We start from the raw sequence: 23141 nt of genomic DNA, 5'->3' as shown, positions 1-23141 counted from the left end.
GGCATCGCCGATGATCGAGGGCTCGCAGCGATGGCACAGGTCCCCAGGGCGGGCCGGGGCGCGGAGCCCGCGGTCCATTTCAACCACGCGCTCCTGCTGCGGGCGCGGCTCGAGCTCGACCTGACGCAGGAGCAGGTCGCCGCGTCGATCGGCGTCGACGTGCGGACCTACCGCCGTTACGAGTCGGGCGGGGTCAACGACCCGCGGCTCGGCTTCTCGGTCCGGAGCCCGTCCCGGCGGCGCATCCTCGAGCGGCTGGGCGCCGAGCTCGGCCTCGCCGAGGCGGACCTGCTCGTCGGCGAGGCGGGGGGAGCGCCGGCGGCGGAGGGCGAGGCGGCGAGCGGGGCGGGGGAGGCGGCCGTCGGGGCCGGGGAGGCGGCCGCCGTGGCCGGGGAAGCGCCCGCCGGGGCCGGGGAAGCGCCCGCCGGGGCCGGGGAGGCGCCCGCCCGCGCCGCCGAGGCGCAGGCGCCGCCCATCGCGACCGCCGAGGCGCAGGGCGCCGCCCCGGCGTGGCGCCCGCTGCACGCGCACACGCTCCAGCGGGCCCGGCACTTCGTCGGGCGCGGCGAGATCCTCGACCGGCTCGCCGCGTGGGCCGCCGCCTCGCCGCCCTCCCCCCCGGTGATCGCGCTCATCGGCGTCGGCGGCGCGGGCAAGACCGCCGTCGCCGAGCGCTTCCTCCAGGGGCTCGGCGACGCCGCGCGCCCCGGCGGCGTGCTCGTCTGGAGCTTCTACGACGACCCCAGGACCGAGGCGTTCCTCGAGCAGGCGGCGGCGTACTTCGCGCCGGGCCCCGGCGCCTCCGGCGCGGCCGCGCCGCGGGCCCCGGCGGCGCCCGGCGAGCGGCTCGCGCGCCTCAAGGAAGCGCTGGGGCAAGGCCCGCCGCACCTGCTCGTGCTCGACGGCCTCGAGACCGTGCAGGCCGAGGGGGGCGCCGGTCGCGCGCACGGCGAGCTCCACGACGCGCTCCTCCGCCGGCTGCTCTGCGCGCTCGCCGCGGGGCTCGGCGGCGCGCGCGCGCTCGTCACGTCGCGCTTCGAGCTCGCGGACCTCGCCGCCTGGGCCGACGGCGGGCTCGCGACGATCCGGCCGGAGCCGCTCGGCGAGGGCGACGCCGCCTCGCTCCTGCGCCGCTGGGGCATCCGCGGCGACGGCGAGGCCCTCCGCGCGCTGTTCGAGCAGACCGGCGGCCATGCGCTCTCGGTCGCCGTGGTCGGCTCCTACGTGGGCGCGTTCCTCGGTGGCGACGCGGCCCGGCTCTCCGCGGCGGGCGCGGCGCACCTCGCCGAGGCCGAGCGCGACGACGTCCTCGCCCGCCGCCTGAGCTCGGTGCTGTCGGCCTACGCGCGCGCGCTGCCCCCGGGCGAGCGGGACCTGCTCGCGCGCCTCTCGGTGTTCCCGGGCGGCGCCGGCGAGGCGGCGCTGCTCCAGCTGATCCGGGCCGGCGGCGAGATCGCTGGCGCCATGGCGGGGTGGGGCGCCGCCGAGCTCGCCCGCGGGCTCGCGCGGCTGGAGCGGCTGGGGCTCGTGTTCGCGGCGCGGCAGGGCGAGCTCTGTTACTCCACGCACCCCTTCGTGCGGCAGCACTTCAAGTCGCTGCTCGGCGTGCCGCCGGATCGCATCCACGCCGCCGGGAGCGCCGCGCCGCCGCCGCGCCTCGACGAGGCGCCGCGCCGCGCGCCGCGGGATCGCCGGGCGCTCGACGCGTACGAGGCGATCCTCACCGAGCTGCTCGGCGCCGGGCGCGCGGGCGAGGCCTACGAGATCTACGCGTTCGCCCTCGGCGGCTTCGCGCACCTCGGGCTCCAGCTCGGCGACATGGCCCGCGGCGCCCGCATCCTGCGCGCGTTCGCCGGCGGCGACGACCCCTGCGGCATGCCGGCCTCGCTGCCCGCGCGCGTGCGCGCGTCGCTCGCGTACGACGCGGGCCTGTACGCGGGCGCGCTCGGCGATCTCGCGTTCGCCTGCGCCTGCTACGCGGCGCACAACGAGATCGCCGGCGCGCTCGCCGATCCCGCGCCGCTCGCGACCGGCCTGCGCACGCTGGCGTACACGGAGCGGCTGCGCGGCCGCCTGACCGAGGCGCGCCGCCTGCTCGAGCGCGCGTCGGAGGTCGATCGGCGCGGCGCGACGGGCGGCGTGCGCGCCTCGGACGGCGGCCAGGCCGCGCGCATCGCGGCGCTGCTCGCCGCGGTGCTGCACGACCTCGGCGAGGTCGACGCTGCGGGCGAGCATTTCGCGATGGTGCGGGCGCTGGGCGACGCGCCGGTGGCGCGCCGCGCGCTCTGGGAGGCGGAGCACGACCTCGCGCTCGGGCGCCGGGCCAGGGCGCGCGAGGCCACGGAGCGGAACATCGCCGAGTGCCGGCGGCGGGGCTGGGAGGGCCACGTGGCGCACGGCCACACGCTGCTCGGCCTCGCGCTGCTGGACGGCGGCGGCGGAGACGGCGGTGACGGCGGCGTGGCGCAGGCGGAGGCGCACCTCGTCGAGGCGCGGCGCTGGGCCTCGGCGACGGGCGAGGTGGAGGTCGCGCTGCGGTGCCACGAGCTCGCGGCGCGGCTCGCGCTCGCGGCCGGGCGGCCCGACGAGGGCGCGCGGCAGGCGCTGGAGGGGCTGCACGTGGCGGAGGCGTGCGGGTTCGGCCCGTTCCGCGCGCGGCTCGCCGTGGTCGCCGCGCGGTGCGCGCTGGCCCGCGGCGCCGGGGAGGCGGCGTCCGCGGCGGCGCTCGCCGACGCGGCGGTCGCGTGGGCGGGCGAGGACGCGTGGGCGAGGGCGGACGCGCTGCACTGGGCGGGCGTGGCGCGCGCTGCGGCGGCGGGCGGCGGGGAGCGCGCGCGCGGGCGGGAGCTGCTGGCCGAGGCGGCGGCGCTGCGGGGGCGGCTGCGCCACCCGGAGGCGGGGGCGTCCCGGGCGGCGCTGGCGGAGCTCGGGTGAGGGGAGGGAGCGCGTCGCGTGTCGTGCGAGAGCGCGGCCGCGCGCTGGCGAACGGGCGCGCGGATTGTGCTTTTCCCCGTTTCGTGGTCGGAGGCCAGGGCGCCCGTGTACCATTTCGCGGCCGCCTCGCGGCCGCCGTCAGATGATGTCGACCAGCCTCCACGCAGCTTCCGCGATCGGTTGCGTCGGCTGCACCGGCTGCACTCCCCTTCTTCGCAAGGAGCGTCCATGTCCCCTCGACCTTCCTCCCTTACCGTCTCCTCCGTCATCGCCCTCTCCCTTGCGCTCGGAGCCTCGGGCTCCGCGAGCGCCGAGCCGGTGATCATCACCGGAGATCCGGTCGCCCCACTCCCCGCCGAGAACGGTACCGGCCTGTGCGGCGCGCACAGGATATCGACCGACCCGGAGGGCGACTTCTACGTCTCGCCGGCCACGGCCGAGGGGTTCATCGAGAAGATGACCACGTTCTTCGATCCGGAGCAGCCCGATATCGAGAGCTTCGTGGTGAGCGCACCGCTCGATTTCTCGAACAACTACGCCGCCGGGAACGAGTGGAGCTTCGGCGATTTCGTCAACGCGGTCCCCGAGTGTTCGGAGGGAGGATGCGATTTCGAGTCGAACGAGCCCAACGTGGCGTTCGGCATGCGCCTGCGCGGCTACCTGGCCGTGTCGCCCGAGCACGTCGATCAGCCGGTCCACTTCGGCATCTTCGCCGACGACGCCGTGGCCCTGGTGCTCTACGACGCGGCGCAGGCCGCCTATCCGGTGCTGGCGCAGCCCCTCAAGCTCGGCCTCACCACCTGGCGCATGACGAACACCGTCACGTTCGCCAAGGAGGGCCTGTACCCGATCGAGGTCCTCTACGCCGGCATCGCCGAGCATTCGGCGCTCGAGGTGTCTCTGCTGGTCGGCGAGTTCGAGGATTTTCAGCTCGGCGCCGGGGAGAGTGGCAGCGTGAGCCTCGAGGAGTCCGGCTTCGCCATCGTCGAGCCGGCGTCGCTCTATCAGGCCTTGTCGGGCGGCGACGCGAACCCGGACGAGGCCTCCTGTGCGCAGTGCAGCCGCGAGCTCATCGACCAGGCCGGAAACACCGGCTGCGCGCCGGGCGCCTACTGCAACAGCGCCGCGCTGTGCGCGCCGTGCGCCGTCGACGACTTCTGCGGGGCCACCTGCAGCCCGTGCGGCGGCGAGACGCCGCGTTGCGCCCTGGTGGAGGGGACGCCGGAGTGCGTGGCGTGCGCGAGCGACACGGATTGCGACGACGGCGAGGTCTGCGACCTCGAGGAGCACGCCTGTGTCGCGGACCCGTCCGAGCCGGGCGCGGGCGGCGCGGGCGGGGACGGCGCGGGCGGGGACGGCGCCGGCGCGGCGCCCGGTCCGGGCCCGGCGGACGATGGCGGCGGCTGCGGGGTAGGCGGCGAGCGGCGGCCGGGCGGCGGGCTCGCCTTGGCGCTCGCGGGGCTCGGGCTCGCGCTCGCTCGCGCGCGCGCTCGCCGGACGCGGGCGGCCTCGCGGTAGAGCGCGTCCACGGGGCGCGCCTCGCGTTGAGCTCCGGCGGCGCGGCCTCCTGCGGCGGCGCGGCCTCCTGCGGCGGCGCGGCCTCCTGCGGCGGCGCGGCCTCCTGCGGCGGCGCGGCCTCCTGCGGCGGCGCGGCCTCCTGCGGCGGCGCGGCCTCCTGCGGCGGCGCGGCCTCCTGCGGCGGCGCGGCCTCCTGCGGCGGCGCGGCCTTCTGCGGCGGCGCGGCTTCCTGCGGCGGCGCGGCCTGCTCCGGCGGCGCCGCCTCGCCGCGGCGTCAGGCGGCCGCCGGGCCGCGCCGCGGCAGGCGCTGCAGGATGTCCGTCGTCTCGGCGCTCCGCTTGAGCCCGGCGAGGCGCTGCTCGATGTCGCGCCTCAGCACGGCCGCCAGGACCGGCTCCAGCACCGGCGCGAGGACCCGCGGGCGCGCCGTGAAGTTGTAGCGGAAGGTGACGCGGGTCCGCCGCGGCGACAGCGCCTTGAAGAGCCACGCGCCCGAGAACTGGCGGAAGATCCGCGGCCCCTCGACCATGGTGATGGCCACCTGCTCCGGCGGGTTCAGGGTGATGTAGCGGGCCTCCATCGACAGCCCGTTCTTCGCCCGCACCCACACCCGCACGCCGACGGCGGGCTCGGTCGCGCCGTCGCGGTAGCGCATCTCGCGGAGGAACGGATCCCACTCGAGCCGGAGATCGTAGTCCTGGGACAGCGCGAAGAGCTCGTCGGGAGCGGCGTCGATCTCGGCGGCGCTCTGGATCGTGGGCATGGCGCTCAGGATAGGGCCGCGGGGATCGCGGTGGCGAGGGCGCGCTGCGCGCTCTGGCGGTGCGCGCTCGATGGCGCTGAGTTGTCTGGGCTCCTCCGGGGAGGAGCAGCGCATTCACGCGCTTATCGAGCTGTAATTGGCTGCCGGTGTGGTGCGCGCCGGCTCGTTGACGTCTCGCCTAGACCCGGGTAGTCCGCCGCTCATGGGTCACCGATCGGCGCTCGTGCTCGTTGTCATGGCTGCTGCGGCGTTTGCGCTGGGCGGCTGCAACCGGGGGTATCAGACGGCCGCCGAGCTCGAGTCCGCGGAGCGCGGGCCGACCCACTGCGCCAGCTCCTGTTACTCGCTCGGGATGCGGATGTCCGCCTTCGTGCTCGTGGACCGCGCCGTGGCGGGCTGCGTGTGCGAGCCGGTCCAGGCGCCCGCCGGCCCTTACGCCGCGCCGCCGGCCGCCGTGCCGCCGCCGCCGGCCGCGGCGCCGCCGGCCGCGGCGCCCCCGGCCGCGGTGTCCCCGGCCGTGCCGCCGCCGGCCGCCGCGGCGCCGGCCGCGCAACCCCAGAGCCGCGCGTCGGTCGCGGCGGCGGCGGGCTACGCCGTCATCGAGGCGCATCGGAAGCACGAGGAGGATCAGCAGGCCCTGCGGGCCACGCAGCCGAAGTGAGCTGGCGGGGGGCGGCGCGACCACCTGCCCCTTGAAGGAGGCTCACAGCTCCGTTCTCCGTTGGCTCTTGGAGTAGCCCGCATGGCATCCTCGGCAGGACCATGGACGAGCCGGACGGCAAGAGGCTCTATTCCTACGCCGCCGAGTACCTCGCGCAGGAGCGGGCGAGCCCGACGAAGCATGGGTTCCTGAACGGCGAGATCTTCGCGATGGCCGGCGGGACGCCGGAGCACGCGCGCCTGTGCGCGAGCGTCGGCGCCGAGCTCCGGGCGCACCTCCGCGGGCGGCCCTGCGCGGTCTACTCCTCCGACCTGCGCGTCCGGGTCCAGGCGACCGGGCTCTCCACCTACCCGGACGTCAGCGTCGTTTGCGGCGAACTCGAGCGCGATCCCGAGGACAAGGACGCCGCGCTCGACCCGATCGTCCTGGCCGAGGTCCTCTCCGACAGCTCGGAAGCGTACGACCGGGGGCAAAAGTTCGCGCACTACCGGCGGATCCCCTCGCTCCGGGAGTACGTGCTCGTCTCGCAGCACGAGCCGCGCATCGAGGTGTTCCACCGCAACGAGGATGGCTCGTGGACGATCCGGGAGGCGCGCGCTGGGGAGGGCGCGCACCTCCAGGCGATCGGGCGCACCCTGTCGGTCGACGAGGTGTACCGAGATCCGCTCGCCCAGGCCGCGCCGGAGGCGGAGGGGTGACTCGGTCAGGCGCGATGGACTCGTGAGCGTGAGCGTGCCTCCGCTTTACTGGCGCGCGATCTGCGAGACCTACACGGTCATCCCTTGGCGGTGCACTTCGTGCCAGACGAAGGGGCAATGCGCCTTGAGGTACTTCTCGCTGATGTCCTTCCGTCGATAGTCATCGAAGTATGCCAGTCGCCTCAGCCTGCAGTCGGGGTCGTCGAGGCCGAGGCGGGCGATCGTGGTCTGAGCCTGGTCTTTGACCGGCTGTGGAAGCGTTGGATTCGGCGAGATCGCGCCCGTCAGGAGATTGAGGTGGAACGTCTCCGGCTGGATCTGGAACGGATCGAGAAGGTCATCGAAGATCCCCTTCCTGCCGTTGAGCTTGCTGCACGCGAGCCGGAGGTTGTACCATCGATAAGCGTGCTCAACGGCGCTCGACTTCGCGATGAAGTGGTCCGCGGTTCGCGAGCCAGTGACAGGATCGATGTAGATGGAGACGTAGGCGCAAACGCCGCCGTAGCGCTTGTGCAAATTGTCGAGACATTCACGCCAGAAGGGCCGTAGCTCGATCGGCCTGCCATCCCTCGTCATCGCGGGCCCCTGCAGGGGGTGCCCGTTCTCCCTGAGCCACCGCCGCCCGGGCCGATAGACCTTTTCGTTGAAGCCCTTCGGTGCGCGCCGCTGCTGGACCGGGATCACGAAACCCACCCGCGCTTCTCGGCGATGAACCTCCATCGCACCCAGAACGGGTCGAGCTCCCCGAGCACCTTGCGGAGCTCTTCGTGAATGGCTCGCCCCTCCTTTTTGCTCAACTTTGGCGCTTCCATCGCCTTCGCGGCCTGCTCGATCGCCTTCTCGGCCTCTCTGGACCGAGGCTGCTTCAGCCCGAAGCGCTGCATGAGCCACGTATTGGCATCGCCCAGCCGCTCGAGCGGCTCCTCGACGACGCGCACCACGTTGCCCTTGACGCCGGCCTCCTGCTCGAACTCGAGCAGCGTATCTTGGTCCCTGTCGAAGAGCGTCTCCACCGAGGCGAGCACCAGGGGCGCGTGGGTCGTCACGATGAGCTGAACGTCGGCCTTGATGCCCAGCTCATCGATCACCGAGAGCAGCGCGGGCAGGATGGCCCGCTGCCATCGCGGGTGGAGGTGCGCCTCCACCTCGTCGATGAGCATCGTTACGCGATTGAGCGGCGCCGCGCCGGCGACAGGGGCGGCCTGCTGGATCTCCGAGACGGCCCACACCAGCGCGTAAGCCAGCCCCAGGATGCGCTTGACCGCGGCCGAGGCATGGACGGCGAAGACGTTGGCCTCGTAACCCAGATCGAGCGTGGGGTACGTTCGCGCGTCGCGGAGCGAGAAGCGCTTCGGCAAGCCGAACCTGATGGGGGCCTCCGGTGGTGAGAACTTGTCCAGCACCTGCTGCAGCCGCTCGAACGCGCCTCGTCGCTCCGACCGCCAGCTCACGGCGTCTTCGAGCAGCCCGCGGCACAGGGGCGTGATCTTATCGCGCGCCTGAAGACCATACCAGAGTTCCTGGGGCGAGAAGTGGTAGCCCTTGGCGAGCCCCTGCTCGGTCTTGTCCGCGGGCTTCGCGTTACGGATCGGATCCCATACGGAGAAGCTCCCATCGGCTCTCGCATAGACGGTGAGCCCCGGCGCGAGCGCACGGGTGCCCTTCTTCTTCCACCGCTCCTTCGCCGGATCGTATGAGCCCTGGAGGGTCCTGCCACCGGCCTGGGCCAGGATCGATGCGCTCTGCGCGCCACGACCGTTCCTCGGGCGAGCCGGCGGCCTCGCTTGCTGCTTCGGATCCGTCCACGCGCCGGTGAGGGCCCACCAGAGCACCTCGAGCACGAACGTCTTGCCGAGGCTGTTGTCCCCGATGAGCAGGTTCAAGCGGGGCTTGAGCGGGACGTCGAAGCGCCGCGCGGGCCCGACGCCCGCGGTGATGATCCGGGAGACGAACGCCCTCGGCTGAGCTGCCCCCGCGTCCGGTGGCGTCGGAGGTGTCTCATCCTGTTCAGATTCCGGCTGCTCGCCGTGCTCGATCTGGAACCGCCGCGCTCGCGCGTCGTGCCGATCAGCTTCGCTGTCATAGCGCCTCGCGAGGTTGTCCAGCATGGCGGCTGTCCGCGGATAACTCGCCTCGATTCGCAGTGCCGCCTCGCGGTGTTGTTCGGCGGTGTCTCGCTCCTGAACGCCGCCCTCTCCGAGCGCGCGACCCGTAACGCCGCGCCGATTTCGCTCGGCCGTGCCAAGATGGTCGCCGAGCTCCGGATAAAGGCCAGTCTCGATCAGATTCCTCGCCGCCACGCAGGGCCAGAGGCCGTCGCTGCCTCGAGGTGCGCGCGCCAGCACCTTGGCGACCTCGAACGAGCCGACGGGCCCGCGGCCATCCTCCTGCGTCTTGCGCAGCACCTCCGCGGCCCAGGCTTCCAGCCTGGCATCGCGCTGGGCGTCCGGCAGCCCTTCGCCGGGGTAGCCCTGCCATGCCTCGAGGAGAGTATACGCGGTCTGCGCGATCTGAACTCGCGCCTCGTCCTCCTCGGCTGGCGGCTCTTCGCCCTCACGACGGTAGAGCATGGCAATGAGACCCACGAAAGAATCAGGGCGTTCAGCCAAGCTTAAGGACACGTAGCGCGCTGGCCTCGATCGCTGGGACAGGATCGGAAGATAAAATAGCTCGAGCGGCGCGAGATCGTTGAGTGGATCCTTGCCCTCCGGCGGATCATGATCGATCCTCTCGAAGAGCTGCTCGATGTGATGGGCTATCCGCGGGTTCGATCGCGCGTTCGCCCGAGCTCTGTACTTTTCGAGCACATAGAGGGCCAGCTCGCCCGTGGTGTTGCGCCGGCGTGTCCCGGCGTTCTCGACCGCAGCATCCTCTCTACCAGCGGCGACGAGGTGCTCTACCGCGTACTGGAGGTCTGTCAGCGATAGATCTCCGAAGATGCGTGGTCCCGCTCGCCAGTAGGCTGTGAGGAGCGGCTCGCCTAGCGTCTCTAGCATTTTCCAGAAGCCGCCATAACCAACGCTCCGGCCATCTTCGGCGTAAGCTGCAATGAGGGCGGCGTCTTCTGTCCTGCCGGATTCGACAAGCCGCTTCAAGAAGGTCTCGGTCCACTTCAGGCCACGATCCTTGGCGCGGATCGCACCGTAGCCGGTGACGAGCGGAGCGAGCGCCTCGTCCGCTGTATCTCCCAGCGGAGCGAGCGCATCATCCTCGATATCGCCCAGGAGCCGAGCGTCGATGTCCTTGACAAAGGAGGTCCGGGCGAGCGCGCTGCCCAAGATTTGCGCTCCACCTTCGAAGGTCGCTACCGCTCGCGTGAGTCTTGCCAGAGCCGCCCACCGGTCGCCGCTTTGCTCCCAGAGCTCCGTGATGACCTTGTCACGCTCCGCCCTGATGCGCCGCTCCGACTCGTCCAGGTCCTCCATCATGATCCCAGGCAGGCTCGGAAAAGGGCTGAAGAGCCAGGCGTGGCGGTGCACCAGATCCGGGGGGTCGAACGAATCGTAGAGGTCCTTGAGCCGCCGGTATCGCACGTGCGTGGTGCCTTCGGGCTCGAGATATGCCAATGGTCGTCGTAGCGCATCCCGCAGCCGGCCTTCCGCGTCCGAGATATGCGGCTGCTGCCTTGCGAGCGCGCCGACGACGTGCTCCTCGACGTCCTCCGGTCCGCCGAGGGCGGCTTCGAGAAACCCTACCCAGCGCTGCGGGTCGGTCCCAGCGTCCTCCTCGAGATCCTGAAGCACCGCGCGGATCTGGGCATCCATGTCGGCTCGGTCGATTTCGGCTGGCTCGTCCTTCGGTAACCATTGCTGATGGCACCGCGGCCGAGCGCCCGGATGTAGCAGGGTGCCGGTACGAAGGTTGCGCAGCATCCCCAGGGCCAGCTTGCGGCCGGTCGGGGGGTTCTTCTGTAAGACCTCCCGGACCAGCGCGATCCGCTCCTCGACGGTGGTGCTGGACGCGGGCAGCGCTGCGCGCAGCAGGGTATCGAGGCTCTGCAGCGGGCGATTCGCCAGGCGGCCACCCGGATCCATCGCGTCCAGGCGGCTGATGACCAGGACGACCCGGCGGCGGACCCCCGGCTCGGGGTGCCATCCCAGCATCTCCAGCGCCCACAGCAAGCCGGCGTGCGGCGCCCCGCCGAACAGGCTATTTTCCTCCCGGAGCAGGTGCGCGACGCCCTTCTCCCCCACATCGAGGCTGGCCTCCACGGCGTCGAGGAACCCCTTCGGCGCCGCCTCGGCCAACGTCGGCAGGAGCTTGGAGACCGAAGCCCAGGCGATCCATCCCTTGTCCGCCCGCAAGAGCGCTCGAACGAGGCGTTCGGCCCGGTCGCTCCCCCGGTAGCCAACGCGCTTCTCGGCGAAGAGACGATCCTGCAAGGAGAGCATCAGGACCGATCCGGCCAGCCCGTCGCGCAGGGCATCCGAGTACGGGAGCGCCTTCCCCTTCACCTCCGCCATGAAGCGCTCTTCCTTGGGCAGCTCGTACGCCGGGTCCGGCGCGCCGAGGACGCCCATCACCATCTCGTCGAAGTTGTTCAGATGGCCGTCCGTCAGCCCTCGAGCCAGGAGGTCCCACGCACCGTTGGGCGACGTCCAGCGATACGAACCGCGGGCGATGTGCTCCACGTCGCGCGTCATCACGCCCTGCGCCTGCAGGTCCGTGCAGAGCTGCTCCGCGACCGCCGGGTCTCCGCCGAGACGGCGGAGCACCTCGCGATCCCCTTCCACCGTAGGTACCCAGGCGCCTGCGAGGAGCAGCGCCATGATCTCCGCGCGCGGGCTGGACTTCGCCCAGGAGGGAAGCTCGACGTCGATGTACCCGCAGCGCCGCTGGAGCATCGCCAGATCGCCGCCGGCCTCTCTGACGAGACGCGCCGCGTCCGGTTCGCTCCAGCCCGCCGCGCGGAGCGCGCCGATCAGCGCTGGCCACGGCTGCTCCTCCAGCGTCAGCGTCGAGCCGGGACGCTCGTGCGCGTCAGGGCCTCCTGCGAGAAGGACGCGTACCCTGGCGGCGGCAGCCTCGCCCGGGTCCAGCTTGTCGAAGGCCGGCAAGACGATGAGCGGCTCGGCCGCCTGCACTCGGATCGCCCATCGCCACGCCTCTTCGGTCTCCACCACGAGCGCGCGTGACAGGAGCGCCTCCGCGCCCGGCGCGCGTTCCAGCGTCGCGGCTGTGAAGAGCAGCGCCTCCTCGCGCGTACGGCCGCGGATCAGCAGCGGCCGACCCGCAGGTTCGCTCAGCGCGGCGAGCAGCTGATCGCTCAGCATCAGCCTGCGATCTCCCGCCAGCACCAGCGCGTGGGGGAGGGGAGGGCTCGTGCGCTGTCGCCAGGCTTCCAGGAAAGCTTCCAGGTCCTTGCCCTCGTACGCCGGGAGCCCCTCCCGGCTCGCGAACCAGCGCGCGACGGCGGGAGCCTGCTCGATCCAGGTCGCGAGGTCATCCGCGTCGAGGACGCGGACATCCTTCCAGGTCCCCTCCGCCCGCTTCTCGTTCGCCCAGTCTGCCTTTCCCTTCTTGAAGGTGCGCGCCGTCACGGCGACATACGTCGTGAGCGCGGGCCGCACGCCCTCCGGCGGCTTTCGGGAGCGCTTCTCGTAGTCCTTGTCCAGCTTGGTGCGGACCTTCCCCTCGACCGACAGCTCCCAGACCGAGAGCCCCGCAGGGCAGAACGCCGTGCCCCCGCGGGACATCACGATGCCGTCCCAGCCCTCGTAGCGCGTCCCGCTGTCGGCGCGCATGGCGATCCCGTCGAGGGGGCTCGTCGCGAGCAGCAGCCGGCGCACGAGCCTCGGCAGAACCGCCGGAGCGTCGTAGCGCCCGGCCCACTCCTGGAGCTCCTTGCTGGAGATCTCCCACGGCTTGACCATGCCCAGCGCATACCACGCCGGGAGGCGGGCCACGCTCTCCCGTGACGTCGGCGCCGCGCGGCCTAGAGCGTTCGCTCGGCGTGCTCGGAGCGCCAAGCGCGGCCGCCGCCACCGCTGTCGGCTCGCCCCTCGGGACTGCCCGGGGTTGCCGGCCACCGGCGAGACGCTCCGTGCCCGGGGGCGCCTCGATCCTGATCCTCCGGGCGACACGCTGCAGAGGGGCACCATGGCTTGGCTCTCGCCTCGTGCGGGGCGCCTGCCCGGCGCTCCGTCCGGCCACGTGGGCGATTCTTCTCTCAGCTTCGTGCCGGGTGACACCACGCGTGCCCGATCCTGTGCAGCAGGCCCTGCCAAGTGACACTACGTGTGCCCCGCCGTTCACGGACCGGTCTGCGAAATGACACTACGTGTGTCCCGCCGTTTACAGATCCGCCTGCGAAATGACACTACGTGACCCCATCCACACCCGCCCCAGGCTCCGCGGCCGGCCCACGCGCCTCCCATCGCAGCCCCACCCCCGTCGCGTCGAACTCCTGCGCTCCTCCCAGTCCGAGCACACATCCGGCGCCGCTCTGCCCCCACGGCCCCGCTCGCCCGGATCTACGTTCCCAACATGGCCAAAGCCAAGACCCAACAACCCCACACCGGGAAGTCGCCCACCGCGACTCCCACGGCACACGCAACCTACCACGCCTGCTACCAGCGCTTTGCCCCGCTGGCCGCCGATCTCCCCGAGCGCGACGTCGAGGTCTGTCGCGCGGACGTGCGGATCGCCTTCGCCAACGTGAAGCGCGGCGTCCAGGCCGCCTGCGCCGATCTGGCGCGCATCCGCAGGGCGCTACCCGAGCTGCCGCTCGATGACGTGCTCGCGCTGCCGGACCTCGGCCGGGCCCTGATCTTCGCCGCCACGCGCATCACGGCGAAGCCCGCGAGCTCTCGTGAGATCGACGCCAAGCTGAAGATCGTCATCGAGCTGCGCGAGCCGATGCTCACGCTCGCCGAGACCCTGGCCAAGCGCGGCCTCCTGCCGAAGGACCTGGTGGCCGAGATCCGCGCCGGCAGCGGCAAGTACGACCTGGCCAGCGACGGCATGGCGCTCGCCCACCTGTACGCGGAGCACGCGGGCGCGCTCCGCGGAAAGCACCCCTTCACCCAGGAGGAGCTCGATCAGCTGCGGGAAGCGAGCGAGTGGCTGCTCGACACCCTCACCCCCGAGGGCGCCCGCCGGCCCGCGGCCAAGCAGCGCGGCGAGGCCGAGAAGATGCGCGACCGGCTCTGGACCCTCCTGGTCCGCCGGTACGCGGACGTCCGGAAGATCGCCTATTACTTCCATGGCGACGCGTTCGAGGACGTGACACCGAAGCTCCTGTCCCGCCTGTCGAGCTCCGCCGCCGAGGACGAGAGCGAAGAGGTCGAGGCCGAAGGCGACGGCAGCGAGGACGCCGACGGAGGAGGAGACCGCGGCGGGGCTGTCGAGCAGCCCGCCAGCCCGCCATCGCCGTAAGCCGCGCGCGACCCACCGCGCCGCGCGCCGGCGGCGGCGGACGCACGCGGGCGGTCGCGCGGCGCGAAACACAAACGGGTCCGGAGCGCCCCCCGCAATGAAAGGGGTATGAGCGCACCTCTCTCGCCCCCCGCCGGCACCTCCCGCGATCGCACCTGGAACGCCCTTCATACAGCCGCAGTGGAAACGCTCCGCGGCGTGTTCCGGCTCCTGGGCGTGGCCGAGCCCGACATCGACGACCTCCTCCAGGAGGTCCTCCTCACGGCGTACAAGACCCTGGATCGCTTCGACCCCAGCTGGCAGCCACCCCAGCCCAGCTGGCATCCGCCCCAGACCGAGGTGGGCGTCGCCGGCGATCCCGCGCGCCGGGCAGACCGAGTTCAGCACCGCAGCGCCGAGGCGCGGTGGGTGTTCGGGATCGCCTGGCGGAAGGTCGGTCGCTACCTGGGCCGCGCCCGTCGCCGCCGCGAGCTGGCGCATGGCCTGGTGCCCGCGTGGTGCTCCGAGGCGGTCGATCCCGCGCCGCTCAGCGAGCAGCGCGCCGTGGCGCGAGAGCGGCTGGAGCTCGTGATCGACCTGCTCTGGGCGCTGGCCCCGGAGCGGCGGCTCATCCTGGTCCTGCACGAGGCGTACGAGGTGCCGCTCGCCGAGATCGCGCGCGATCTCGGCATCAACTACAACACCGCCACCAGCCGGCTGCGCCTCGCCCGCGCGGACTACCGCGCTGCCGTCCAGCGGCTGCGCCCGGAGCAGCGAGACGCGCTGCGCGGCTGCTGGCTCGGGTTTCCGCTGGCGTCGGCGTTTCTGGCGCGCGAGCACGCCGGAACGACCGCGCCCGCGCTTCCTGAGGTCGCGCCGCCTGCGCCCGCGCTGCCTGAAGCCGCGCTGCCGCCGCCGGCACCCCCTGCGCTGGCGCCGCCGGCATCCGCGCCAGCGAGGCTCGCGGGCTGGCTCGCCCGGCTGGGCCAGGTGAGATCCGCGCTCCGATGGACCGCGGCGAGCGCTGGATACGCCCTGGCCTTGCTGCTGGCGCTCGCGTCGCCGCGACCGCTCTGGGCTGACCGCTTCGGCGCGCCTCTGGCCGAGCTGCTCCGCGCGCGCAGCGCCCGCGCCGTCGAGATGGCGCCGCGGGAGACGCCGGCGCCGCAGCCCACCGCGCCGGCGCCCGACGTGACGTCCCGGCGCGCCATGGCGCCGCCTCCAGCGCGCGACGTCACGCTGCGTCCAGCGCCGTCGACGAGCGCCCGGGAAGACTCGTTCGTCGAGGAGTACCGGGTGCTCGACGTGGCGCAGGCGATGCTCTCCGCCGGCGACCCCGCCGGGGCGCTCCAGCAGCTCGCCCTGCACGAGCAGCGGTTCCCGAGCGGCCGTCTGAGGTCGGTGCGCGAGCGGTTCCGGGAGCTCGCGCAGGCGCGCCTGGCCGGCTCTGCCGAGGGTGCGGCGAGCGCGGAGCCGTCGCGATGAGCCGGCCCCACGACGGACGGGCGCGGCGTGCGCGGCCGGCGCGCGGCGCCTCGAGGCCTCGACGCCATGTCCGGCGCGCGGCGCTTGCCGGTGCTGCCGCCTTCGGGGCCGCGTACCTGCTCTCCGTCGAGGCAGCTCACGCAGAGCAGGAGCCGCGCCCGATGGCGGCGCGCCTCGAGTACGTGCGCGGTCGGGGCGCAGAACGCTGCCCTGACGCGTCGTTCCTGCGCGCGGAGGTGGCGCGGGTGGTCGGCGCCGATCCGTTCCGGGACGATGCTCCGCTCCTGATCTCGGCCAGGATCGAGCGCCAGGGGGCCGAGCTCGTCGCCTCCCTGGCGCTGCGCGACAGCGAGGAGAAGACCCGGTGGGCCGACGGGTTCAGCACCAGCGGAGCCTGCGAGGTGCTCGTCGCCGGCGTGGGGCTCGCCGTCGCAGCGCAGCTCCTGAGCATGCCGGAGCGAGGGTCGCGTGCGCCTTCGCCGCCTGGAGCTGCGCAGCAGACGCAGGCTCCGCAGGGGGCGGCCGGGTCGATGCCGCCAGCGCAGGCCCCGCACGGGCCGCCGAGGGCCTCACCGCCCCCGCAGACGGCGCGCGCGGCGCCTGCGCCGTCCGGCCGGGCCGCGCCGGCGCTGCCGACCTCCTCGGGGCAGGGGGCGACCGCAGATCCTTCCGAGCCGTTGCGGATCGAGGCGGGGCTCGGGGCGACCGTCGGACTGGGGATCACGCCGGGGGTCGCGGCCGGGACGACCCTGGCCATCGGCGCGCGCTGGTCCGACTGGTCGGTCGCCGTGGAGGGGCGAGGGCTCGTCTCGCTGGCGAAGGAGGTCGAGGGCGTGCCCCTCGCGACAACGGCCTTCACGGCGGCCACCGTCGCCTGCCTTCGCGGTCGCCACCTGTTCGGCTGCGGGCTCGCGACGCTCGGCGCCGTCCGATTCGTCCCGGAAGAGCCATGGGACCTGCATGTGCGCAACAAGGCCCTGTTCGGGATAGGGGCGCGGCTCGGCAGCGCGTGGCGGCTCTCGGACGGGTGGTCCGTGCACGCCCACGCCGAGGCGATCGGGATCGTGGAAGAAGCGCGGCTCAGGCGTCAGGTGGACCATGCCGTGACGCCAGCGCCGCTCTACTGGACGTCTCCGCCGCTCGGCGCCGCTTTCGGGCTGGGTGTCACGGCCAGCTACTGAGCGGACCTGCGAGACGGGACCCAGCGTCGTGAGGATTGGTGAGAAAAATATGTTCGAATTTGTAATGACCCGCTCGCGGGTGACTACGACCGTCACGAGAGATGGTCGTTGTCTGCGTGGAGCGGTATGGGGTACCTTGCCACGTATGCGGATCTACCCGTTGTTGATCGCAGGGTTCCTCGTGTTGCCGGGCTGCGCCGGCGATCCGACCATCTACGGGCCCTGTCAGCCCAGTGAATACGGCTCTCCGGCATGCCCGTACCCCGAGGCGGGCACCGGGGATGCGGGCGACGGCGGGGATGGGGGCGGAGGTGCCGGCGGCGGAGGCGCCGGCGCCGGCGGGACCGGCGGCGGCGAGGAGAGCGCCTGCGCCGGCGACTGCATCCCGCCGGCGCCGCTCGGCTGGTTCGGCCCGGCGCTCCTCTGGTACGGCCCGCCGGACCAGGCGCCCGGCTGCCCCGCCGAGGCGCCGAACGTCGGCTACCAGGGCTTCGCCGACCTTGCGCCGGCCCCGTTCGCCTGCGCGGCCTGCCTCTGCGACCCGCCGGCGTCGGCCTCGTGCGAGCTCCCGCTGGGCTGGTCGGCGCACACGGCCGCGGCGTGTCCCGCCGACGCCGGCAGCGTCGAGACCGCCTTCGCGGCGCCCGACGGCTGGGACGGCGCCTGCACCGCCGCGAACGCGATCCCCGCGGGCCAGGACTGCGGCGGACAGCCGTGCGTGCAGTCGCTCTCGGTCGAAGCTCCGACCGTGCTGGTGACCGCCGCGTGCACGCCGAGGGTGGACGAGCCGCCGCCGCCGGCGCGCGAGGACCCGTGGAAGACCCGGGCGCTCGCCTGCTTGCCCGGCGCCTACACCGAGTGCCCCGGCGACCGGAGCACCTGCATGCCGTCGCCCGGCGAGCCCGGGGTGCCGCCGCCCGGCGGCTTCCTGACGTGCATCTTCCACGAGGGCGACGTGACGTGCGAGAGCCCCTATCTGGACAGGCACGTCTTCTACGGCGGTGCCGAGGACACGCGCGGCTGCTCCGAGTGCGGCTGCGGGGCGCCGGAGGGCGCGTCGTGCACGATCATGGCCTCGGTCTACAGCGACGGCGCGTGCGCGAACCTGCTCGCGTCGAACGTCGTGAGCTCGACGACGCCGTTCTGCGGGGTCACGCCGCCCGGCGTCGCGCTCGGCAGCAAGTCGGCGGAGGTCGTCGCCGTGGATCCCGGCACCTGCGCGCCGAGCGGCGGCGAGCCGACGGGCGAGCTGCTGCCGGCCGAACCGTCGACCTTCTGCTGCCAGGCATAGGCTCGACCCATCGGGTGACTGGACTAGGCTCCGGGCATGCCTCACCCGGATCAGCCCCTCACCAACGACGACGAAGAGGACGAGGATCTGCTCAGCGAAGAGGACGAGGATCTGCTCGACTGGGCGTCTTGGGCCACGCTCTACGCCGTCGGCTACATCCGCATCCTCGCCGACGCGATCGAGCGAGGCGACGCCGATCTCCAGGTGGATCCCGTGGCGTGGGAGAACACCCTGACCGCCGCCGAGGGGGCGATGATGGAGCACATTCGCGGTCGCCTGCACGGGCCGACATCCATCACCGTGGAAGACGTCGAGCGGATGCGGCGACTCCGCGGACTAGGCTCCGCTGCCCTCTCGAGCGGTGAGCGGTCGCCCGAGCTCGGCCCGCTCGCTCTTCAGTGCATGGAGTCTCTGTTCGGACCGGACTGGAAGCGCGCGTCGCGGGAAGCCGCCTCCTACGCGCGCGCTCTCAATCAGGAGTTCCACCCTGGTAGCGGCACTTGACGGGAGCTCCGGCGATGAACACACAAATATCTCCGTTTTTGTAATAGTACCAGCAGCTGCTGGCCAGGCCGAGAGCTCTGCATTGCATCAGTAGTCCGGTTTTGACGTTGGATTTGTACGGGTGTTTTCGTCCGGCCGGGCAAGATATTCCGGCATCGGCGCACTTTGTCATGCACTCGGCGCCGTGCTCACGTCTCTTGCAGCGGATGATCTTGAATGAGCCGATCGCCTCCGGTTCGGTCGTGGGACCATTCTCTGTCTCGTCGTCAAGTGTCAGATTGTCAGCTCCTGGATCGCTGTTTTGTGTGTCGACCCTCATCTCATCGACATTTTCTGATGGGTGCATGACACAAGATGCAACGCATAGAGCGACTCCATGGAGCGAGACGATGACGGCGACCGTCGGGACGATTCGCATGGTACGGGCGACGCAACCGGCGAGCCACCTCGGTCGAGTGTGACGGTGCCATGCGGTGCGCATTCCGGAGCCGTAGGACGAGGAAAATCTGCCGTAGTAGGCATCGTCCGGGTGTTCTGCGCTCTTCGCGAAGCCAGCCTGTCGCCGGGTGCAGTTTCAATGCGGCAACCTCGAACAAGCCCCGGTCACTTGCGACGAACTGCCGGTGGGCGCTGGCCCATGCGGCGCGGCCACGCTGCCGCATGCGCTGCTTGCTGAGCTCGGCATGGCGGCGTCCACCTGGGCGGCGTCGAGCTCGGGATCGCGCCGGCGTCGAAGCTCACAGGGGGCGAGCTCGGCGCGGCCGGCGTCAAGCACGCCTAACGTCCGCTCTCAAGCCAACAAGTCAGCGTGATGGAGTCAGGCGATGCCCTAGAGCGTAGCACTACCGGCGCGTCGAAGCTGGCTGGGTCAGAAAAGTGTGGAATCAGAATTCGCTTGCTTGCGCGCGCGTCGGCGCGTGGCAGCACGCATGCGTGGCGCCGCCCTTGAGAGCACTTCGTTCATCGACGACCAGCGGCGCGGCTGGTTCGTAGCGCGCTCCTGCTCCGCAACGCACCCGAAGTCTCCCGGCGTACCACGGGTCCTCGTCCGGCCGGCTCCCATGGTTGACAGGTGGTCGGATCGGGCTCACACGGGAAGCGGCGGTGGAGTCCGCCAACAACCGCTGGCCCTCGACGTGTTGAGGTCGGCCGATGACTCCTACGGCACAAGGCTGCGCCGTTGGGGGTCCTCCGGCGCCCACAGGGAGAGGTGAATGTTGGTTCGGTTGCTCTTGCTCGGGTTGGGGGGCGCGCTCGGTACGCTCGCCCGCTACGCGGTCGGACTCTGGTGCCAGCGCCGCATGGGCGGCGCGTTCCCGTACGGAACGCTCGCCGTCAACGTCGCCGGTTCGTTCCTGCTCGGCGTCGTCATGCAGCTCAGCGCTGCGACCGACCTCCTCGGCCCCACGGCGCGGCTGACGCTCGGCACGGGGGTCATGGGTGGCTTCACCACGTACTCGACGTTCAACTACGAGACGCTGAAGCTCTTGCAGGACAGGGCTTGGCTCACCGCCGGGATCAACCTGGTCGCGACGGTGGCGGGCTGCCTCGTGGGCGGTCTGGTCGGCATCGCGCTGGCCTCGCACGTGGCTGCCGAACTCGGCCTCGGCACCTCGAAGCGTCTGGTCGGAGGCTGACCCTGAGGGAGATGGAACGATGCGCCTTCCGAACGGTGAACAGGTTCGTGCCCGGATCTTCGTTGGCGAGAGCGACAGGTGGCACCACCAGCCGCTCTACCGCGCGCTCGTCGAGCGGCTCCGTAAAGAGGGGTTTGCCGGCGCGACCGCCTTGCGAGGCATCGAGGGGTTCGGAGCGCGAAGCCTCATCCACACCATCAACATCCTCGACCTGTCCGACGACCTGCCGATCGTGATCGAAGTGGTCGACTCTCAGGAGCACATCGATCGGCTCGTGCCCATCCTCGACGAGATGATGAGCGGCGGGCTCGTCACGCTCGAGAAGGTACAGGTGCTGCGCTACGGCGCGCAGCGACAGACGACGAGCGGCGGCGGGTGACGTCCGGCCGGGCGCGCGCTGGCGGAATGGCTTCCAGTGACAGCGGCTGCTGGCCAGGCCGAGAGATCCGTGGTGCAACACCGACACCCAGCGACGGCTGCCCGCCTGCTCGACCTCGCGCTCGCCCTCCCGCTCGCCGTCGAGGCACGCGGCTTGCGTTTCATGCAGCGCAGGGGGCGCGGCCGGTCTCATGACGGGATCGCTCGACCCTGGAGCAAGGCGATGGACGGCGCGGCCAGGGACATCTTCGTCATCAGCGACCTGCACCTCGGCGACGGCGGCGTGCGCGACAACTTCGACATAGGCAAGAAGACGCCGCAGCTGCGCGCATTTCTCGACCACGTGGGCAGCGAGGGGGGCGAGCTCTTCATCCTCGGCGACCTCTTCGAGCTCTGGCAGATGAACCTCAGCCTGCTGCTCGTGAAGCGGCGCTCGCTCCTCGATCAGCTCGCCACGCTGCGGCTCACCTACGTGCCCGGCAACCACGACATCGATCTCGCGCACTTCATCGACACCGACTTCCTCCATCACCCCTTCTTCGACCACATGCGCGCGCCGTTCGTCCGGGAGCTCGGGGGCAAGCGGTTCAGCTTCTCGCACGGGCACGAGACCGATCCCTTCAACGCCGGCGACGATCCCGGCTTCGGCCGCATGCTCGCCATCTTCGCCGGCGTCTGGGAGGACGAGAACGGCTCTCCTCTCCTCGAGAGCGGCGAGAGCGTGGAGGACGTCCTCGAGCAGTTCGGCGAGTCGATGCTGACGATCTGGCGGCGCGCCCTCTCGACGATGCACCCCCGCGGACCGGAGCGGGACGTGCGACCCACCTCGGCCCTGACGCCGGCGCAGAACCCGGATCGGCTCGGCGAGCACGTGGCCGGGGTCCGCGCGGCGCTCGAGAGGGGCGACCACGACGTGACGGTGCTCGGGCACACCCACAAGGCAGGCCGCATCGGCGGCTGGTACTTCAACAGCGGCTCCTGGACGGGCCCCCACAACCCGTTTCTCCGCATCTCCCCGGACGGTCACGTGCGCTATCTCGAGTGGAAGGACGGCCGCGAGATCGAGCGCGAGATGCCCGTGGTGCGCCCGGAGGCGGGGCCCGGCCGCGCGCCGCCGGCGAAGAAGAACCCGATCGCCGCGGCCCGCGCCGCCGCGCGGACGCTCTTCCCGAAGCCGACCCGGCCGGAGCGCTCCCGGTGGGTCCTCATCGCGCAAGGCGCCCTCGCGCTCGCCGTGGGCGCCGGCGCCCTGACGATCTCCGTCGGTCATGGCTCGTCCGCGGGGTGGCGGCTGCTCGTCTCGGCGTTCGCGGTCTACGCGATCGCCGATGGCGCCCTGTCGCTGCTCGGGGCGTCGCGCGAGCCGCCCGTCCGGCGCCTGCTCTCGCGCGTGCGCGGCGTGGCGAGCGTCCTGCTCGGCCTCCTCGTGCTCCGGCGCGGCTACGTGGTCGAGATCTTCGTGATCCTCGTCGGGATCTGGGCGTTCGTCTCCGGCGCGCTGCGCGTCGCGGCGTCGGTCGTGCTCAAGGGCATGGTGGAGTCGAGGTGGCTCTTGGCCGTGGGCGCCGGCTCGATGCTCGCCAGCCTCGTCCTGCTCTCGCTCCCCGCGTCCGCGGTGCTGCTCAAGTACGCGCTCGCCGGCTATCTCTGCTACTACGGCGCCGGAGAGCTCCTGGCCGGCATCTTCGGACAGCGGCTGCCCAAGGCGGCGCGCCTCCACCCCTCCGCCTGAGGCGGCGCGCGCGTCATGGAAAGGGCAACGGGACAGGAACGCTGAAGCGGTCGAAGGCTCGATGGAACCCCCGAGCCTCATTGTAGGTCGGGCTTGCTGGTCAAGACGGCCTGGTCCTCCTCCCAAGGTCCTTCGAACGCGTCCCAACCCTCCTGCGGTTCCATGCCGAACTCGTCAAGGAACGCGCGCGCTCCCTGCACGATATCAGCCGGAATGTCAACATCGGGCATCCACACGCTGAAAAGATCGCGCAACTTCTGGGCGTGAGCCGTCGTTATCCGCCTGGTGCTGCCGTCGTAGTTTCTCTCCCACTCCGCAGCCACGGGGATGAAAGCGTCCAGGTGCTGCAGGATGTGCTCGCGACTCGGCAAGGCGGCACCCCTCGCCGCAAGCCGCGGCGAGGCGAAGAGAGCCATGATATCCAGCAGGCACATGAAGGACGTCATGAAATCCTTGAATCGTGCCTGTTGCTCGAGCTCCGTGTTGTGAGCGCTCATTTTAGCATCTTCCATTCGCCGTCGATGTAACTGAAGGAAACGGGGACGCCCCGGAGACTGCTGATTAACGAGTGCCAGGCCGGTTCAGTCGATTCAAGGAATGCAACCGCTCCGCGCGATGCCCATCTACGGCAGAGCTCGTTCCGCTGAGCGTGGTCAGAGTCGTCGAAGCAGCAGCGAGGCCGCACCGCGATCGTAGGGCGATTCTATCATGTAAGGCTACCTGGGGACCTGGCCGTCGAGCCCACCACGCAGGCGTTCTCGGTATTCCCTGGACGCATGCGTCGACGACATGCCGTCCGGCGTGGCCGACACGGTGATACCGCGCAACCCGGACGGCCGCCCTGCGATCCTCGCTTCAGACCGCCTGTGCGCCGTGGGACCGGTCTGCCCGGGACTGCGGCCTGCGCGCACAAACACGCCCAGGCCGCGCGGCGTTGATCTACGCTCCCGCCTGCCCCGGCAGCTCGGCGGCCGAGCGTGCAGGAGGCTGTTCCCCATCCTCC

16 protein-coding genes and 1 riboswitch are annotated in these 23141 nt (G+C 71.8%); of the genes, 12 read left to right on the top strand and 4 right to left on the bottom strand.

Going from position 1 to position 23141, the window contains the following annotated elements; all coding sequences use genetic code 11:
* Nucleotides 1-30 precede the first annotated feature (30 nt).
* Together WMF20_RS22485 and traA are read left to right on the top strand one after the other, a co-directional pair.
* The gene (locus WMF20_RS22485; protein WP_437616670.1) at nt 31-2934 is read left to right on the top strand and encodes a helix-turn-helix domain-containing protein; all 2904 of its coding nucleotides are present in this window, start codon (nt 31-33) and stop codon (nt 2932-2934) included.
* A gap of 228 nt (nt 2935-3162) precedes the next feature.
* The gene (gene traA, locus WMF20_RS22480; RefSeq protein WP_437616668.1) at nt 3163-4452 is read left to right on the top strand and encodes an outer membrane exchange protein TraA family protein; all 1290 of its coding nucleotides are present in this window, start codon (nt 3163-3165) and stop codon (nt 4450-4452) included.
* 274 nt (nt 4453-4726) lie between these two features.
* Here traA and WMF20_RS22475 read toward each other — a convergent pair whose 3' ends face one another.
* Entirely contained in the window at nt 4727-5215 is a 489-nt protein-coding gene (locus WMF20_RS22475) for a type II toxin-antitoxin system RatA family toxin (protein WP_437616666.1), read from the bottom strand.
* 202 nt (nt 5216-5417) lie between these two features.
* On the opposite strand from WMF20_RS22475, the gene WMF20_RS22470 reads away from it, so the two are divergent.
* The gene (locus WMF20_RS22470) at nt 5418-5876 is read left to right on the top strand and encodes a hypothetical protein (protein ID WP_437616664.1); all 459 of its coding nucleotides are present in this window, start codon (nt 5418-5420) and stop codon (nt 5874-5876) included.
* 101 nt (nt 5877-5977) lie between these two features.
* Nucleotides 5978-6574, top strand: coding sequence for a Uma2 family endonuclease (locus WMF20_RS22465; protein WP_437616662.1), 597 nt, complete (start codon nt 5978-5980; stop codon nt 6572-6574).
* A 69-nt stretch (nt 6575-6643) separates the two neighbouring features.
* On the opposite strand, the gene WMF20_RS22460 is transcribed toward WMF20_RS22465, so the two are convergent.
* Together WMF20_RS22460 and WMF20_RS22455 are read right to left on the bottom strand one after the other, a co-directional pair.
* Complete coding sequence (locus WMF20_RS22460) at nt 6644-7267, bottom strand: hypothetical protein (RefSeq protein WP_437616660.1); 624 nt, start codon at nt 7265-7267, stop codon at nt 6644-6646.
* On the bottom strand, nt 7255-12447 hold the full coding sequence (locus WMF20_RS22455) for an AAA family ATPase (RefSeq protein ID WP_437616658.1): 5193 nt from the start codon (nt 12445-12447) through the stop codon (nt 7255-7257). Before WMF20_RS22455 ends, WMF20_RS22460 begins: the two co-directional genes overlap by 13 nt.
* A 613-nt stretch (nt 12448-13060) precedes the next feature.
* Here WMF20_RS22455 and WMF20_RS22450 point away from each other — a divergent pair.
* From WMF20_RS22450 to WMF20_RS22415, 8 genes are all read left to right on the top strand, one after another.
* Entirely contained in the window at nt 13061-13951 is an 891-nt protein-coding gene (locus WMF20_RS22450; RefSeq protein WP_437616656.1) for a hypothetical protein, read from the top strand.
* A 108-nt stretch (nt 13952-14059) separates the two neighbouring features.
* Nucleotides 14060-15415: an RNA polymerase sigma factor gene (locus tag WMF20_RS22445; protein WP_437616654.1), complete on the top strand. Its 1356-nt coding sequence runs from the start codon at nt 14060-14062 to the stop codon at nt 15413-15415.
* Between the two features lie 161 nt (nt 15416-15576).
* On the top strand, nt 15577-16596 hold the full coding sequence (locus WMF20_RS22440; RefSeq protein ID WP_437616652.1) for a hypothetical protein: 1020 nt from the start codon (nt 15577-15579) through the stop codon (nt 16594-16596).
* A gap of 160 nt (nt 16597-16756) precedes the next feature.
* Nucleotides 16757-17887: a hypothetical protein gene (locus WMF20_RS22435; protein ID WP_437616650.1), complete on the top strand. Its 1131-nt coding sequence runs from the start codon at nt 16757-16759 to the stop codon at nt 17885-17887.
* A gap of 36 nt (nt 17888-17923) precedes the next feature.
* Nucleotides 17924-18391: a hypothetical protein gene (locus tag WMF20_RS22430; protein ID WP_437616648.1), complete on the top strand. Its 468-nt coding sequence runs from the start codon at nt 17924-17926 to the stop codon at nt 18389-18391.
* Between the two features lie 1091 nt (nt 18392-19482).
* Nucleotides 19483-19560: riboswitch (Fluoride riboswitch) on the top strand.
* A 48-nt stretch (nt 19561-19608) separates the two neighbouring features.
* Nucleotides 19609-20028 carry a fluoride efflux transporter CrcB gene (crcB, locus tag WMF20_RS22425; protein WP_408022436.1) on the top strand — a complete coding sequence of 140 codons (420 nt, stop codon included), beginning with the start codon at nt 19609-19611 and terminating at the stop codon, nt 20026-20028.
* 19 nt (nt 20029-20047) lie between these two features.
* Nucleotides 20048-20407, top strand: a complete 360-nt coding sequence (locus tag WMF20_RS22420) for a DUF190 domain-containing protein (RefSeq protein WP_437616646.1) — start codon at nt 20048-20050, stop codon at nt 20405-20407.
* Nucleotides 20408-20479: 72 nt separating this feature from the next.
* Nucleotides 20480-22138, top strand: a complete 1659-nt coding sequence (locus tag WMF20_RS22415) for a DUF308 domain-containing protein (protein WP_437616644.1) — start codon at nt 20480-20482, stop codon at nt 22136-22138.
* Between the two features lie 77 nt (nt 22139-22215).
* Here the strand turns inward: WMF20_RS22415 and WMF20_RS22410 are convergent, their stop codons facing one another.
* Nucleotides 22216-22635, bottom strand: a complete 420-nt coding sequence (locus tag WMF20_RS22410) for a hypothetical protein (RefSeq protein WP_437616642.1) — start codon at nt 22633-22635, stop codon at nt 22216-22218.
* Nucleotides 22636-23141: the final 506 nt, after the last annotated feature.

The sequence above is a fragment of the Sorangium sp. So ce834 genome (assembly GCF_051521425.1).
Lineage (GTDB): Bacteria > Myxococcota_A > Polyangia > Polyangiales > Polyangiaceae > Sorangium > Sorangium cellulosum_D.
This window is presented reverse-complemented; position numbering and strand designations above follow the sequence as displayed.

What these genes read in the sequence shown, in the direction of transcription:
- WMF20_RS22485 (WP_437616670.1), top strand. Translation starts at nt 31, where the DNA reads ATGGCACAGGTCCCCAGGGCGGGCCGGGGCGCGGAGCCCGCGGTCCAT.
- traA (WP_437616668.1), top strand. Translation starts at nt 3,163, where the DNA reads ATGTCCCCTCGACCTTCCTCCCTTACCGTCTCCTCCGTCATCGCCCTC.
- WMF20_RS22475 (WP_437616666.1), bottom strand. Translation starts at nt 5,215, where the DNA reads ATGCCCACGATCCAGAGCGCCGCCGAGATCGACGCCGCTCCCGACGAG.
- WMF20_RS22470 (WP_437616664.1), top strand. Translation starts at nt 5,418, where the DNA reads ATGGGTCACCGATCGGCGCTCGTGCTCGTTGTCATGGCTGCTGCGGCG.
- WMF20_RS22465 (WP_437616662.1), top strand. Translation starts at nt 5,978, where the DNA reads ATGGACGAGCCGGACGGCAAGAGGCTCTATTCCTACGCCGCCGAGTAC.
- WMF20_RS22455 (WP_437616658.1), bottom strand. Translation starts at nt 12,447, where the DNA reads ATGGTCAAGCCGTGGGAGATCTCCAGCAAGGAGCTCCAGGAGTGGGCC.
- WMF20_RS22450 (WP_437616656.1), top strand. Translation starts at nt 13,061, where the DNA reads ATGGCCAAAGCCAAGACCCAACAACCCCACACCGGGAAGTCGCCCACC.
- WMF20_RS22445 (WP_437616654.1), top strand. Translation starts at nt 14,060, where the DNA reads ATGAGCGCACCTCTCTCGCCCCCCGCCGGCACCTCCCGCGATCGCACC.
- WMF20_RS22440 (WP_437616652.1), top strand. Translation starts at nt 15,577, where the DNA reads ATGGCGGCGCGCCTCGAGTACGTGCGCGGTCGGGGCGCAGAACGCTGC.
- WMF20_RS22430 (WP_437616648.1), top strand. Translation starts at nt 17,924, where the DNA reads ATGCCTCACCCGGATCAGCCCCTCACCAACGACGACGAAGAGGACGAG.
- WMF20_RS22420 (WP_437616646.1), top strand. Translation starts at nt 20,048, where the DNA reads ATGCGCCTTCCGAACGGTGAACAGGTTCGTGCCCGGATCTTCGTTGGC.
- WMF20_RS22410 (WP_437616642.1), bottom strand. Translation starts at nt 22,635, where the DNA reads ATGAGCGCTCACAACACGGAGCTCGAGCAACAGGCACGATTCAAGGAT.